General features: G+C 47.0%; 12 protein-coding genes. 4 read left to right on the forward strand and 8 right to left on the reverse strand.

The features are described from left to right. Positions 1-20: 20 nt before the first annotated feature. Positions 21-1,313, reverse strand: a complete 1,293-nt coding sequence (locus tag H8K36_RS00215) for an MFS transporter (RefSeq protein ID WP_186915642.1) — start codon at positions 1,311-1,313, stop codon at positions 21-23. Positions 1,314-1,467: 154 nt separating this feature from the next. Here H8K36_RS00215 and H8K36_RS00220 point away from each other — a divergent pair, with 154 nt between their 5' ends. The 3 genes from H8K36_RS00220 (at position 1,468) to dcd (ending at position 4,064) form a co-directional block, all read left to right on the forward strand. Next, a complete protein-coding gene (locus H8K36_RS00220) occupies positions 1,468-2,334 on the forward strand; it encodes a DUF1653 domain-containing protein (protein ID WP_186915641.1) in 867 nt (288 codons plus the stop codon). Further along, positions 2,334-3,326, forward strand: a complete 993-nt coding sequence (locus tag H8K36_RS00225; RefSeq protein ID WP_186915640.1) for an XdhC family protein — start codon at positions 2,334-2,336, stop codon at positions 3,324-3,326. Before H8K36_RS00220 ends, H8K36_RS00225 begins: the two co-directional genes overlap by 1 nt. A gap of 171 nt (positions 3,327-3,497) precedes the next feature. Beyond that, the gene (gene dcd / locus H8K36_RS00230; protein WP_186915639.1) at positions 3,498-4,064 is read left to right on the forward strand and encodes a dCTP deaminase; all 567 of its coding nucleotides are present in this window, start codon (positions 3,498-3,500) and stop codon (positions 4,062-4,064) included. 75 nt (positions 4,065-4,139) lie between these two features. Here the strand turns inward: dcd and H8K36_RS00235 are convergent, their stop codons facing one another. The 6 genes from H8K36_RS00235 to rarD form a co-directional block, all read right to left on the reverse strand. Then, positions 4,140-4,436, reverse strand: coding sequence for a YciI family protein (locus H8K36_RS00235; RefSeq protein ID WP_186915638.1), 297 nt, complete (start codon positions 4,434-4,436; stop codon positions 4,140-4,142). Next, positions 4,436-5,881: a DUF1501 domain-containing protein gene (locus H8K36_RS00240; RefSeq protein ID WP_186915804.1), complete on the reverse strand. Its 1,446-nt coding sequence runs from the start codon at positions 5,879-5,881 to the stop codon at positions 4,436-4,438. The genes H8K36_RS00235 and H8K36_RS00240 overlap by 1 nt, the downstream gene beginning before the upstream one ends. Positions 5,882-5,891: 10 nt before the next feature. Then, positions 5,892-8,363: a DUF1800 family protein gene (locus H8K36_RS00245; RefSeq protein ID WP_186915637.1), complete on the reverse strand. Its 2,472-nt coding sequence runs from the start codon at positions 8,361-8,363 to the stop codon at positions 5,892-5,894. Positions 8,364-8,410: 47 nt separating this feature from the next. Next, positions 8,411-9,379: a flagellar brake protein gene (locus tag H8K36_RS00250; RefSeq protein ID WP_186915636.1), complete on the reverse strand. Its 969-nt coding sequence runs from the start codon at positions 9,377-9,379 to the stop codon at positions 8,411-8,413. A gap of 139 nt (positions 9,380-9,518) precedes the next feature. After that, the gene (locus H8K36_RS00255; RefSeq protein ID WP_186915635.1) at positions 9,519-11,789 is read right to left on the reverse strand and encodes an arginine/lysine/ornithine decarboxylase; all 2,271 of its coding nucleotides are present in this window, start codon (positions 11,787-11,789) and stop codon (positions 9,519-9,521) included. A 223-nt stretch (positions 11,790-12,012) separates the two neighbouring features. Next, on the reverse strand, positions 12,013-12,906 hold the full coding sequence (rarD, locus tag H8K36_RS00260) for an EamA family transporter RarD (RefSeq protein ID WP_186915634.1): 894 nt from the start codon (positions 12,904-12,906) through the stop codon (positions 12,013-12,015). 217 nt (positions 12,907-13,123) lie between these two features. On the opposite strand from rarD, the gene H8K36_RS00265 reads away from it, so the two are divergent. Beyond that, entirely contained in the window at positions 13,124-13,930 is an 807-nt protein-coding gene (locus H8K36_RS00265) for a M90 family metallopeptidase (RefSeq protein ID WP_186915633.1), read from the forward strand. A 6-nt stretch (positions 13,931-13,936) separates the two neighbouring features. Here H8K36_RS00265 and H8K36_RS00270 read toward each other — a convergent pair whose 3' ends face one another. Then, positions 13,937-14,725, reverse strand: a complete 789-nt coding sequence (locus H8K36_RS00270) for a cobalamin-binding protein (RefSeq protein ID WP_329604193.1) — start codon at positions 14,723-14,725, stop codon at positions 13,937-13,939. Between the last annotated feature and the right edge of the window lie 82 nt (positions 14,726-14,807).

Here is a 14,807-nt window from a genome sequence, read left to right on the forward strand (position 1 = left end):
CAGTGCCGATGCGATGTGCCTTAATGTGGTGTCGCTGGCAGTTGCTTGATGGCACGAATAACCTTGTTATGCCAGGCGAGCACTCCGAGAATGAGTACGAAGATGGCGGAAAATGCCAAAGCATGTCGCAATCCGAAATTCTCGCCTAGCCACCCACCCAATAAGGCACCCGGACCGGCTGGAATAAGGATAAGCCAGCGCATGGTGCTTGTCATTCTGCCGAGTAAGGGTTCAGGTGTAACACTCTGTCGTAAAGCGAGGAAATTGATAAAGATAAAGACGCCGCCGATGGCCAAGAAGGTGAGCATAAGGGCAAAGGCCGCAATTCCCCATCCATTGGCAGGCGCTAGTGCTAATACGCCCCATCCGAAACCGCAAACGAAAATCCCAACAATCATGCATAGACCCGGGCCTAATTTCTGACTGATTCTGTTACCCACCGCGGATGCTAGGATGGTGCCTAAGCCCATGCAGACGTAGCTTAGGCCTACAGCGTGCTCTGATAGACCTAGCGTGCGCGTGGCGAACAGAATTTGTACGACAAGTGCAGCGTTATAAGCGACTTGCCACCCGCCTACAATGAGCGCAAGGTTCACTAAAATTTTATTATTCGCGACGAATTTCAATCCTGTCTTTAAATCATTTAAGAAATGTGCTTCGTCGTTTATGACACGCATCTCATTGATTTGAATTTTTCGCAAAATGGTCGCAGAAGTGAGTAGTAAAAACGCATCAGCAAATAATGCTAGAGGAGCCCCTAACAGTTTTATTAGGGCCCCCGCTGTTGCAGGACCTGCGACCTCAGCTCCGGAACTTGCTAGGGCATTTTTTGCATGGGCTTCGATCAATCTTTCACGCGGCACGATCTGCGTCAAAACGATTTGAGCTGCTGTTCCCGCGGTTGTATTGACCGCTCCGATCATGAACCCAACTACATATAGCCAAAGCATATTTAAGGTGTTGCACCACCAAGCGATTGGAACACTGGCGACCGCGATAGAGATTGCTATTTCACCCCAAATGTAAACGGGTAGCTTACGTACTCGATCTAGCCAAACACCAGCGGGCAATGAAAGTAGCACATACGGGACTAATTCAAAAAATGCCAGTAAACCCATTTGGGATGGTGAGGCGTGCAAGAGAACCGCCGCCGTCAAGGGAAGGGCAAGTAAGGTGATCTGCGCACCGAAGGAGCTAATCAAAATTGATATCCAGAGGCGACTGTAGACTGGATCGCGCAGTAGATCATTAGCTGGCAAAACCATGCTATTGCGTATTCGATTGACGATGGATTGGGCGCGGTTTTTTGACATGGGGCGAGATTGTTTTGCGAGTGACTACGTCTATCGCAATTGTACGTCATCTAGTGTCTCTCCCCGCGCACGCTTTAAGCGATAAAACGGCAGCAGCATTATTGTCTCGGTATTACAATACATGATCTGGTATTTGAAGAGAGAATTGTTCGTCATGTTTGCACACCCTATCGTAATGATTGACTTTGAAACTTCCGGCATGAGCCCAGGGCAGGGTGGTAGGGTGACTGAAGTTGCTGCCATACGTATCGTCGGTAACGAGATCGTTGATCGGTTTGTGTCACTTATTAATTGTGGTGTTGAGATACCACCGTTTATCACGCAGTTGACAGGGATAACTCAGCAGATGGTGGATGGTGCACCAAGTGTAGAAAGAGTAATTCCGAAGTTGATTGAATTTATCGGTGAGGATTATTTGGCTGCGCATAACGCGAGTTTTGATGAGAAATTTTTGTTGGCTGAGGCTCAGCAATTGGGCCTGATGCCACGTCACCGTGGAGTGATTTGTTCGGTGAAGCTGGCGAGACGGCTTGCACCTGGAATTGAGAGTTATTCTCTAGGCCCGCTTGCGATGCGTCTCGGAATTCGTTTTAAAGGTAAGGCGCATAGAGCGGAAGCGGATGCCGAAGTAGCAGCGCATCTTTTACTTAAGCTTGGAAGTGATCTGCTCGGACAGCATGCACTTGATCAAGTTGATCCAGAACTTTTGGTGCAAGTTAACCATTTAAATGCAGCTAAGGTTTCGCGCTTTTTGCAGGCGTGGGCAGAGAAACAGAAGGAAATACAAATGCAAGAAAGAGATCAGCTTAATTCATCTGGAAATAAACCGATTCGCTACCGTCACTATAAAGGGGGCATTTACGAACTGGTTTGTGAGGCCACTCAGGAATCCGATTTGAGCCCTATCATTGTCTATCGTTCTCATGACGGTAGTTGCTGGACTAGGCCTAAATCAGTTTTCTTTGAAATGATCGAAGTTAATGGTAAAGAGGTACAGCGTTTTGTGGAGATCAAAGACTAATGGATAGCGTTGATCTTGAAGTACTTAAGACTTGTGCACTTTGGTTGTCCGACGGAAAACAATGTGAACTAATCACTGTGGTGAAGACCTGGGGCTCGAGCCCACGTCCAGAAGGTTCCATGTTAGCGATTGGAGAAGGGGGACTGGTTGTGGGGTCAGTCTCCGGCGGATGTATTGAGGACGACCTAATTCAACAAGTTCAAGAGCACGGTTTCCAGCGAAAGCTGCCTGAGCTACTAACGTATGGCATTACCGCAGATCAAGCCCATCGTTTCGGTCTACCTTGCGGTGGCACAATACAGTTGGCTGTTGAACCTTTGGCTCCAGAGAGTCGTGTCGCCGATCTACTGCAAATGTTAGCGCAGCACCGTTTGGTCCGACGCACACTTGAATTAGCTTCTGGTTCAGTGAGCTTGATTGAAGTTACGACCGATCATGGCCTGAGCTTGACATCAACCCATTTGAGTACGACGCACGGGCCACGTTGGCGCCTACTCGTCATTGGTGCCGGTCAGATGTCCCGATTTCTTGCTAGCATCGCTTTGGGCCTCGAATTTGAAGTAACGATTTGCGATCCTCGTGAAGAATACACAGAGACCTGGCACTTGCCTGGTGTCCGTTTAGTCCACGAAATGCCAGATGATGTGGTGGTAGCAATGCAGTTGGATAGCCGAAGTGCTGTAGTCGCTTTAACCCACGATCCTAAGCTTGATGATATGGCTCTGCTGGAAGCATTGAAGACCGATGCATTCTATGTTGGAGCAATTGGATCCCGCTTGAACAACACAAAACGTCGAGAACGGCTCGCTTTGTTTGATTTAACTGCGGAACAGATCGCGCGTTTACATGGCCCTGTCGGGATTTACATCGGCAGCAAGACTCCACCTGAAATTGCTGTATCTATCATGGCCGAAATCATTGCAATAAAAAATCAGGTGCCACAGGCTTCGGTTATGAGCGTGCTTCATGCTAAACAATCGCAGTTAACATAGTGGTTCCAATGTATTAGGCGGTACATCCGTTGTGATATGTTGGAGTGAAGCACCGGTAAACGCTTCAAATTCGCCTAATTTGCATGCTTTTCACCCATAAAAAACAACTTTTGAGCGACCTTTTCGCGTAAAATTTCGCCTTATTACAGTATTTTCCTTCTAGGACGAAAGATGAGTATTAAGTCAGACAAATGGATACGCCGTATGGCCGAACAGCATGGCATGATCGAACCATTTGAGCCAGGTCAAGTGCGTCAAGCTAATGGTCAGAAGATCGTCAGTTATGGTACTTCTTCTTATGGTTACGATATCCGCTGTGCAGACGAGTTTAAGATTTTCACGAACATTAATAGCACAATCGTCGATCCAAAAAATTTCGATGAAAAATCCTTCGTTGATTTCAAGGGGGATGTTTGTATTATTCCGCCAAATTCGTTTGCATTAGCTCGTACGGTCGAGTATTTCCGTATTCCACGCAGTGTTTTGACGATTTGTCTTGGGAAGTCGACGTACGCGCGTTGCGGCATTATTGTGAATGTGACTCCGTTCGAACCGGAATGGGAAGGCTATGTGACACTTGAGTTTTCCAATACGACACCACTGCCCGCCAAAATCTATGCGGGCGAGGGATGCGCGCAAGTACTTTTCCTTGAGAGCGATGAATTGTGTGAGACATCATACAAAGATAGAGGCGGCAAGTATCAAGGTCAAGTTGGTGTAACTTTGCCGAAAACTTGATTGCGATAGATGTCTCTTTGAGTCACCTCAGATCCTATAAAAAAAGCCCCGCGTACTTTTGACCGCGGGGCTTTTTTATACCAATGTATGCCTGTCTGTGAAGGCTTTGGACCAATGTAAGATTTCAACAGAATCTCTTAGTCCAACAAGCCAGAAAGGATCGGTTTCAATTAAAGCCACGACTTCTTCACGGCTCTTTGCCTCAACTATCCAGAGGCCTCCAACGGGAGCGTGTTCTGGAGCATGGCGTAAAGAGCCAGCAATCAGAATCGTATCCCGATGTTTGTCTAACCAAGAAATATGGCTAGAGAGATTTTCTTCCCGGCATTTCGATGTATCTTGTTTATCTCTAAAACGAACCGCAAACAGCATTAGATAAATCCTAGATTTCGATTAGTGAAGTTGTTTATGTTGGGGAAAACATCACTGATCTGAGTTGGTGTTAGTCCAAACCAAGTTGCGAGCGTCGCTCCATATTGATCGACCGAAAACTGCGGTAGGAGGCTACCTGAACCAACGTCTTCTGCATGCTTTAGTCCAGTGACAGGAAAATTCCCATAGATGTTTCCACCTTTGACCGCACCACCCACAATGAAATGGTGTGACCCCCAGCCATGATCGGTGCCATCACCATTGCTAGTGAAGGTGCGCCCGAAATCCGATGCGGTAAAAAGGGTCACCTGATTGCGTAAATTTGTCCCCATCAGATTTCCCATTACACTATCAAAATAATTGATTGCGTGCGACAGCTTCGCAAGTAAATCCGCTTGTGCAGTTTTTTGGAAGTCATGCGTGTCAAAGCCGCCCATACTGACGAAAAATACTTGGCGTTTTGCGCCTAAGGCACTGCGACCTGCAATTATCCGAGCAACAGTTTGCAATTGCGTCGCAAGCGAATTGTTTGCTAACGCTCCCGTATTTGGATTGGTATATTGACTCGGATTTGGAACGCCGGTAGCTCCTGCTGGTGCCATCGAAGGCCCCAACAAAGCCTGAGCATTGATTGAGCGGCTAGTCACGGCGGCATGCTCTTTTTGGAAATAGTTCGCAGTGTCACCAGTGACAATCGAACGCAGTGTACTGCCAGCTGTCGACGAACCAAATAAAGTGCCCGAAAGACCGTTGATTGGAGTTGCACCCGATCCACTGACTTGGTATTGAATGATGTTCCGTCCCGACAGAAAAACTGCATTGCCCGAGGCTGAAATTGCGGTAAAAATTGGATTGCTATTGTTGGCGGCTAAAAGATCACCCATGCGACCGCCCCACCCGTAAGCGGCACCTTCCGGCGCGTAGGCTTGCCATAAACTTTGCTGATCATTGTGTGAAAAAAGTTTTGGTGGCAGTGGTACTGTCGCTTTTTGGTACTGCGTTAATGTCGTTGGGACGATGAGGGGGCCGACATTGCTGATGATCGCCGCTCTGCCACTATCGAATAGTGTTTTGAGCTCAGGCATATTGGGGTGTAGCGCAAATGTTCGGCCATTTTGTACTGTACTGGGTGTTATTGGTAATACACCGCCTGTTGCGCCCAAGCCTGGCAGAGCGATTGATCCCGCTTCAGCAGTCGTTCGAACTGTTGTGTATTGAGTCCACGAAGTACTGTCAGTCGCCAGTACAGTATTTGCATGGTCGTTCGCCCCGTAGAGGAAAAGGCAGACAATTGCCTTGTAGTCGCTTACCGCTCCTTGGGCAGCTGCACTTCCCATAGTGGCGAGATTGAGTGCGAACGGCGTTGCGGCACCCAGTGCACTGGCGGAGCCTAAAAGACTACCTAATCGCAAAAATTCACGGCGTGATGCATTTAATTTGCTCATCATGATCTCCTTATTTTTGTACCAGATATTCTGGAGATGCCATCGTTAGGTAGATTGCCATGTACACACGATTCTTCTTGGCGTTATCGATGTTGGTGGTATTTGTGGCTGGGATTGTGATTGAATTAACCGCACCGACAATTTGATTGCGCAAGGTTGAACTCATTTGATTAGCCATCAAAAGCAAATTGACCTGATCAACCAATTGATCTGGGGTGGTGGAAAGGGCGATCAGATTTGTGTAATCAGCTTTGACGTCGCGAGAACTGCCAACGCCATTCGGAATAATGTCACGCATGAAGTTGAGATAGCCTACAACGGAAGGTTCCGCCACGATTTGCATTTCGGGTGCGACCAGTTTGGCATTGGCAATTTCTGAGTTAGGCGGTACGTAACCAGGTCGATAGAAATTAAAAACGGTTGGCGAACGCATAGGTGATTGTGCGAGGCTTGTTAAGGGGTCATCTAGACTAGTTAACTTAAAAAATGTCGACGTGGATTTGGCACCAAAGGCGCGCATCCAATTGGCGAGTCGGATGACTGGTTCACGTAGTTTTCCCGTACCTGCATTGGCGAGCTTCGGTTCGTTTCTAGCTTCAGTATCCGTCAAGATAGCTTTAAAGACGGCTCGCATATCGCCACGAATTCCTTTGCCGTTGTCATTAAATGCGGCAGCTACGCGAGCCACGTATTGGGGACTCGGATTGCTGGTAACCATGCGTTGAATCAATTGTTTTCCAATAAATGGCCCAACATTCGGATGATTAAATAAGGTATCCAAAGCTACTTTAAGGCTAGCCTCTGGGTTTGCAGGGGATTGCGCTGAAATGGTCACACCTAAAAACTTCTTCTCAGATGTCGAATGGTAAGCCGGATAGCTTTGCATTGGCAACACATCACGATTGACGTCAGCATTGCCACCAAAGAAGCGAGTATTGGATTTGTCGGGACCAGCCCAGCTCCAACCGGTAAATACTTTGGCTAGCCCTTGAATGTCAGCGCTACTATAAGTTTCAACTGGCTTGCCGTTGACGATAACTTGACTACCATCTGGATTGAGTTGATATAAACCAATTGTGAATAATTGCATGACTTCGCGAGCATAATTTTCGTCGGGTACCCGTGTGCCAGATTCTTTTTGGTTGCGCATCGAGGTGAGATATATACCCATCATCGGGTGTAAACTGACGTTTTCTAATAAGGTTCTAAAATTTCCAAAAGCGCCGGTCGCTAGCGTGTCATAGTAGGATGCAACTCCACGTGGATAATTGGCGACTCCACTGTCTTGAAAAGAAATGACAAAGATTTCAGATAGCGCGAATGTCGCTCGCTGCCTTAACTGATCTTCACCTGTTGCTGCTTGCTGCCAAAATGATTCGAAAAAATTATTCTGGCTTAAACCAGAAATGCCGTTGAGCATGCCAGCTGCCGTCGTATCCATATAGGCCTTGTGCGAGCTTTGGTTTTTCGTAAATTGAGCATCAATCCAATTGGAGATGCCAGTGGACATCAAGAGATTGACGTCGTTGCTTGTTGCACCAAAGCTTGCTTGCCCCAAGAAGCGTGATGCTTGTCCAATTGTTGGGAGGTCTTTCGTATTAGGTGCGGTACCAATGAGCGAGCTGATGAGCCCATTGGCAACCGTAGTATCGAGTGGGGTGACTGTTGCTGCAATCGCCATTCCTTTTGAAATAGAGTCTGTCTCGCTGACATAACTTAGTCCTTGAGTAACAGCAAATTCGCGAGAAACGAGGTTTTTATTGTCCAAAAGTTTCGCCACCCAACCATAGGTAGGATCACCGTTGAACGTGTGCGCGGCACCCAGCATTTTATGAATCAAGGTTCCTCGGGTTTCCGTTCCGTTTGCTAGGGCGTTAGTCCAATAATCAAGCCCTTCTTTATCTGGTGTTGGGCGACCTAGGACGTTTTTATATACGATGGTGACAAAGTCAGCATTGCTCATGCTTGAGCTGTAGCCTGTTTGCGTCGAATAGATAAGTGCAGCAGCGTAGAAAGACTCACCAATCTTATCGATGCTGACACCCGCTTTAAATTGATCGATCCAGTAGGCTAGTCCATTCGCATCAGGCACCCGATTAAAGTAAGCAATATAGAGCTCGATGATAGAGTTAAGATCGCTGCTACTAATTAAATTTGCTTTGCTTGAAATCTCTAAATTGATTGAGACGTCATTAAAGATTAGGGACTTGATGTTTGCACTGACAATCGTTGTGCCGTCACTACCTACTTTGTCTGCTACGCTTAAACCCGAGGGGGTGCTAGAGACTGTATAGTTTGATCGTAGGCCATTGAATACAATGCTTGACGCACCAACTGTAGGTGGTCCTGAATACGCCACTTTCGCTTGTGTTTCTGCACTATCGTTCTGTTGACCACAGGCTGTCACAACGCAAAGCAATGCGCAAATGCCGAGGCGCTTCAATGCACGCCAAGATGCTGAAGTAAAGTATGTCGATCCCATTAAGCGCTCCTTTGCTATTTGCTCAAACTGTAGAGCACTATGACAAGTTATTCGGTCTCAGCCAAAGTTTGGTGAACGAACGAAGATAAAATTAATTTTGACTGCGTTGGCATATCAACGAACTCAAAGCCATAACGAAACTCACCTTCATTCTCTGTTTCAACGATCGAACGAACAATGATAGGAAGCGTCAAATAGGCATCTTCCCCAGCCGTGGTGACTTTGAATTTAATGACACCACTATCGTTTTTTTTACCGATCTGCCGTTTGATAATTCCTGAAGTACCACCCATACTAATGTCACTCAATGTTGCTGCCGCCGTTTGTTCGGGTTCTCCTGCTGTGACCGAAGCGATAATTTTTACGCTGGCGCGTGAGTTTTGGCGAATTGCGGTGCATCGCACTATTTTGGGATAGGAGAGGTGCAAATAAGCATGTGGTGTGTAAACCGACTTTAAAGCTGACGCAGTAAATGCATAGGCTTTTTTTCCGGGGAATGCCCTCACAATGAAGGTTTGACCGTCACGGATGATGGCACCACGCCCATCGATGCGAGGCGCTGTTACTAAGATGGATTGATTCTTGACGTAACCAATCAATTTGACTGTGTAACGAACCGCAGCATTGTCGTGCACCTGGAGGAAAAACGTTTCGCCAACATGCCATCGCACGCTGTCGAGATCTAGCATGACGGATTCTTTGTTCAAATCCGTCGTATTTGTGCTTGCAGGTGCGATGATAGGGTCGAGCGCAACGTTTACTTTTGGTGCGGGCTGCGAGAATGTGCTCGCTTGTGTCGCCACTGGTAGCGGTGTTTGATCATTCGCAACGGGATCTCCAAGAGAGTCTTCGAAATACCCATCTTCGATGACTAAATTGAATTCATCTTGGTCTGTGATGACCGTCCCCGCCTCATGTAGGGTGTTGCCCCAGGCATCAAAAACTGCCCATGGTAGTGGTTTGCCAAGAGCGATCTGTTCTTTATCTATGGGTGTGAGGGCACCGAGCTGGCTCATGTTGATTTTCTTAGTGAGTTGAGAACGGAGCTTATTGTATATCGGAAACTGTGTTGTTGAAGGGGTAAAAAAAGCCGTAGACTCGCGCCTACAGCTTTTTGTTGGAATTACAGCAAATTTTGACCCGAAAACGATCGCTTTAAGCGGCGTTTTCCCCATCTTGTCTGACGCAGTCAACAAAGTAGCCAATCTTGCCATTTACTTCTGCTTTCACCAAACCGTGGCAATCTGTCTCGAAGCCAGGGAATTGCTCATTGAAGGCACGAACAAATTTCAAATAGTCGACGATCGTTTTGTTGAAACGTTCACCAGGGATTAACAGTGGAATACCTGGTGGATATGGCGTCAACAAGATCGCTGTAACACGACCCTCGAGATCATCAATCGAAACACGCTCTATCTCGCGGTGCGCCATCATCGCAAATGCATCAGATGGCTTCATCGCTGGTTGCATATCAGACAAATACATCTCTGTCGTTAATCGCGCAACGTCATGAGATTTATATACCTCATGGATGCGTTGGCAAAGGTCGCGCAGACCAGCGCCTTCATAACGCGGATTAGCGGCGGCAAACTCCGGTAGGATCCGCCACATTGGTTGATTTTTATCGTAGTCATCTTTGAACTGCTGCAAGGCAGTCAATAATGTATTCCAACGACCTTTGGTAATGCCGATGGTGAACATGATAAAGAACGAATACAGACCGCACTTCTCAATGATGACGCCGTGTTCAGCTAAGTACTTGGTAACAATTGAAGCAGGGATGCCAGTTTCGCCAAACTTACCTTCGAGAGAGAGCCCAGGTGTGACGATAGTTGCCTTGATTGGATCGAGCATATTAAAGCCCGGTGCCAATTTGCCAAAACCATGCCAATCATCTTCAGCATGAATCATCCAATCATCTTGCGTGCCAACACCATCTTCGGATAAGTGGTCAGGGCCCCATACTTGGAACCACCAGTCTTGACCCCATTCTTGGTCGACCTTGCGCATTGCACGACGGAAGTCGAGTGCTTCCAGAATGGACTCTTCTACCAATGCAGTACCACCAGGAGCTTCCATCATGGCCGCTGCGATATCGCATGAAGCGATAATCGAATATTGAGGTGATGTCGACGTATGCATCAAGTAAGCTTCGTTGAAGCTGTCCTTGTCGAGCTTCACTGTCTCAGATTCGCGTACCAAAATCTGTGAGGCTTGTGAAATACCCGCCAACAGTTTGTGCGTTGACTGAGTGGAGAAAATCATTGATTTCTTTGCACGTGGGCGTTCTTTGCCGATCGCATGCATGTCTTGGTAGAAGTTATGGAAGGTCGCGTGCGGTAACCAAGCTTCGTCAAAGTGCAAAGTATCGATCTCGCCGTCGAGCATCTCTTTGAGAGTTTCAACGTTATACAACACACCGTCATAAGTCGATTGAGTAATCGTCAAAATGCGCGGTTTTTTATTCTTTGCCATGCGTGCGAACGGATTCGCTTCGATCTTTTTCATAATGCTTTCCATGGAGAACTCTTCCAATGGAATTGGGCCGATAATACCGAGGTGATTACGGGTAGGCATCAGGAAAACAGGGATGGCACCACACATGATGATGGAGTGCAAAATTGATTTGTGACAGTTACGGTCAACGACGACGATATCTCCTGGCGCAACGGTAGAGTGCCATACCATCTTGTTAGAGGTTGAAGTGCCGTTAGTCACGAAGTAGCAATGATCCGCGTTGAAGATACGTGCAGCATTGCGCTCAGACGCGGCAACTGGGCCAGTATGATCTAATAACTGACCGAGCTCTTCAACCGCATTGCAAACGTCTGCACGCAACATGTTCTCGCCAAAAAACTGGTGGAACATTTGACCGATAGGCGATTTCAAGAAAGCGACGCCACCCGAGTGTCCAGGACAGTGCCAAGAGTAGGAGCCGTCATTCGCATAGTGGACCAAGGCTCGAAAGAAGGGCGGCGCTAAGCCGTCAAGGTAGGACTTGGCTTCGCGAATAATATGGCGGGCCACGAATTCGGGCGTGTCTTCGAACATATGAATGAAGCCATGCAATTCACGCAAAATATCGTTTGGAATGTGGCGTGATGTGCGTGTTTCACCATACAGATAAATTGGAATATCTGCATTTTTATAGCGAATCTCTTCGACGAAAGCACGCAATGGCTTTAATGCCAAATCACTTTCTTCATCTGTGCCTTCACCGAACTCTTCATCGTCAATGGAGAGAATAAATGCCGAAGCACGTGACTGTTGTTGCGCGAACTGAGAAAGGTCACCATAGCTAGTAACGCCCAGCACTTCCATGCCTTCTTTTTCCATTGCATCGGCCAAGGCACGAATGCCCAAACCGGAGGTGTTTTCAGAACGGAAGTCTTCGTCAATGATGACGATGGGGAAGCGGAATTTCATTTAGGTCTCCAAAAAGCCTGTTACGGGAGACGCCTGGGCCAGTTCGTTAAACCGCTTGCGCGCCAAAAAAATAAAGATGCGAATTTTCGCAGAAATGCAGGTTCAGATGTCAAAAAAATTGTTGAAATTTGTGCAGAATCGACATTAACACATGATATTTCACATGGCGGTCACAAAAAAGCCGGTGCGCACTCATTTTTACTGTTTTTAATGCAATATTTTTCTACTCAAAGGGCGGACTAACTGGTCTCTGTTGCAAACTAGTACGGAGTCCGTCGATTGAGTAAATGATCAAGCCTATCCAAATACCCAAAAATCCAAGCATGCGCTCATGACTAAATTTTTCATTGAATAACAGAACACCGATAAGCAGTTGAATTGACGGCGATATGTACTGTAGTAAACCCAATGTCGCCATCGGAATTCGACGGGCGCCGGCTGCAAAAAGTAGTAAGGGAATCGCCGTAATCGGACCTGCGGCAACAATCCATACTTGGGTTTGCCAGTTTGCATGGAGAAAAGCATTTTGATCTTGTAGCGCAAGGTAAATGAGATACGAAAGTGCAAATGGAAACAATAAAAGTGTCTCTAGTGACAATCCTTCTAGCGCACCTAGGCTAGCGGTTTTGCGTAGTAATCCATACATGCCAAATGTGCACGCAAGACTCAGCGCTATGTAAGGCAAATGCCCAGCATGGAAGGTGAGCCAGGCGACACCGAGGGCTGCGGATAAGACCGCCAGCCATTGAGTAGGGCGCAAACGCTCTTTCAACATGATAAATCCGAGGAATACGTTGACCAAGGGCGTCATGAAGTAACCAAGACTGGCATCGATGATACGGTCGTTATTGACGGACCAAATGTAGATAAACCAGTTGGTTGAAAGTAAAGTTGCACTTGCGGCGAACCCTGCTAGTAACTTCGGTTGTTTCAGGACGTCTCTTAACCATGCCCATTGCTGACGGACACTCAACACCAAGGCCAGAAAGACCAAAGCCCACACCATACGGTGGAGCAGAATCTCTAACGACGGGATGTCATGGAGAGCCTTGAAATAGAGAGGGAACAAGCCCCAGACAAGATAACAAGTGGCGGCGTAGAGGATGCCTTTGCGCATGGGATGAGGACAGCGAACCTGATGGTGATGTGAGTAATTTTGACATTATCGCAGTTATTGCTGCTTCATGCTTTGATCTCTTGTTCCCTTATTCCTATGGTGAGTTCAAGTTCATGCAAATTCGATCATGCTATTGAAATGTGTGTAGATGTACGCATATGCAGGTTCATGGCGGGCAAGCAACTCAGTTCGCAAACTATTTATCTGAGGTCTACCTATGTTCGCTCTTGCGGTTATTGTTACATTGCTGGTCTTGTTGTTTGTGGTTTGGCCGCGCATTCGTTTGCGCCAGGTTCTGGCCAAGGCTTTCCCAAGTAATTATGCCAAGATTTTGCGACGCAATTTACCGCAGTACCGATATATGCCGACCGATCTTCAGTTACAGCTGAAGAAACGAATTAAGCAGTTCCTTCATGAGAAGACTTTTGTCGGTTGTGATGGATTGAATGTAACCGATGAAATGCGCGTTACTATTGCTGGGAAGGCCTGTTTGCTGTTGCTGAACCGTGATGCCGAAGTGTATCCGGATCTCACTCATATTCTTTTATACCCAGGCGCTTTTGTCGCTCAACGCAGAGAAGTCCAGAGCGGAGGAGTTGTGACTCACACTAATCAAGGTTTAAGTGGGGAGTCATGGAGTGACGGACGTGTCGTACTAGGGTGGGACCAAGTTCTTGCCAACGATCTTGATCAGCCACACGGACATGATCTTGTACTTCATGAGTTTGCTCATCAGCTCGATAGCCAAACCGGTAGCACAAATGGTGCGCCGCTGCTCAAGAGTGCCGATGCCTACCAGATATGGTCAAAGGTGATGACTCATGAATTTGAACAATTGCAAGCCGATATGGAGCAAGGCTTTCAAACTATTATCGACCCGTACGGCGCGACTAATCCAGCAGAGTTTTTTGCTGTCACAACGGAGGCCTACTTTCGACGCGCTGACGCATTGGCTCAATACCATCCGGCACTTTATCAGCAACTTTATACGTTTTATCGGGTTGACCCTAGAGATTGGCGCTAAGAAGAGTTAATTCTTATTGCGCGTTTCTTGGATTTTTTTGCATAGCATTTCAGTAGCATCAAGTACTCGAGGTCCCGCGCGGTGTAACCAATCACCAGGAATGCTATACAGATTTTGCTTTTTGACTGCAATCAGATTTGGAAAGGATACCCAGTCGTTGAGAAGTTTACTGTTATCTTTGCCGCTACTAAAGATGAATTCCGGGTTGGCATTCATGAGGGCTTCGACCGTGATTGTGGCGCTAATGTCCTTCAAGTCGGCAAAGACATTTTTTCCACCACATAACTGAATCATTTTGGAAATAAAGTGCTCACGATTAACGGTCATCAACGGTGACTTAACCATTTGATGAAACACCGCGACAGGCCTTTGTTTCTCCGTAAGTTGATAGGTCGCTGTTAAATTCTGGAGGCGTTGGCGAAATAGCTGGGCGTTCGCAAGTCCCACTTTTTCAGTGCCCGCTAGAATAGCGATTTTTTCGATCGCATTCGCTATGTCTTCGAAGTTATGTGGTTCGTTCTCAAAAACAGTCAGTTTGTTATCGCGTAGTTTGTTTGCAAGAAGTTTGGCATTGCCTGAGCCCCAAATGATCACAAGGTCAGGCTTGAGCGCTAGAATCCGTTCTAAATCGAGTGCAAAGATACTGCCAATCGAGGCTATTTTTTTTGCGTCTTCAGGATAGTCACTATACTCACTGACTCCAACCAGAGCGTTGCTGGCCCCGGCTGCAAATACGAGTTCAGTGATGTGGGGTGCGAGACTGATAATACGCTTGGCTGGCTTTTCGAGGTGCACGACACGCTTCGAATCATCAATTATGGAAACATCTGCCCTCGTTTGAAATGAAATGAAGGTGAGGGTGAGTAGGAAAATGATT

The sequence above is a fragment of the Affinundibacterium nitidum genome (assembly GCF_014284155.1).
Lineage (GTDB): Bacteria > Pseudomonadota > Gammaproteobacteria > Burkholderiales > Burkholderiaceae_D > Undibacterium > Undibacterium nitidum.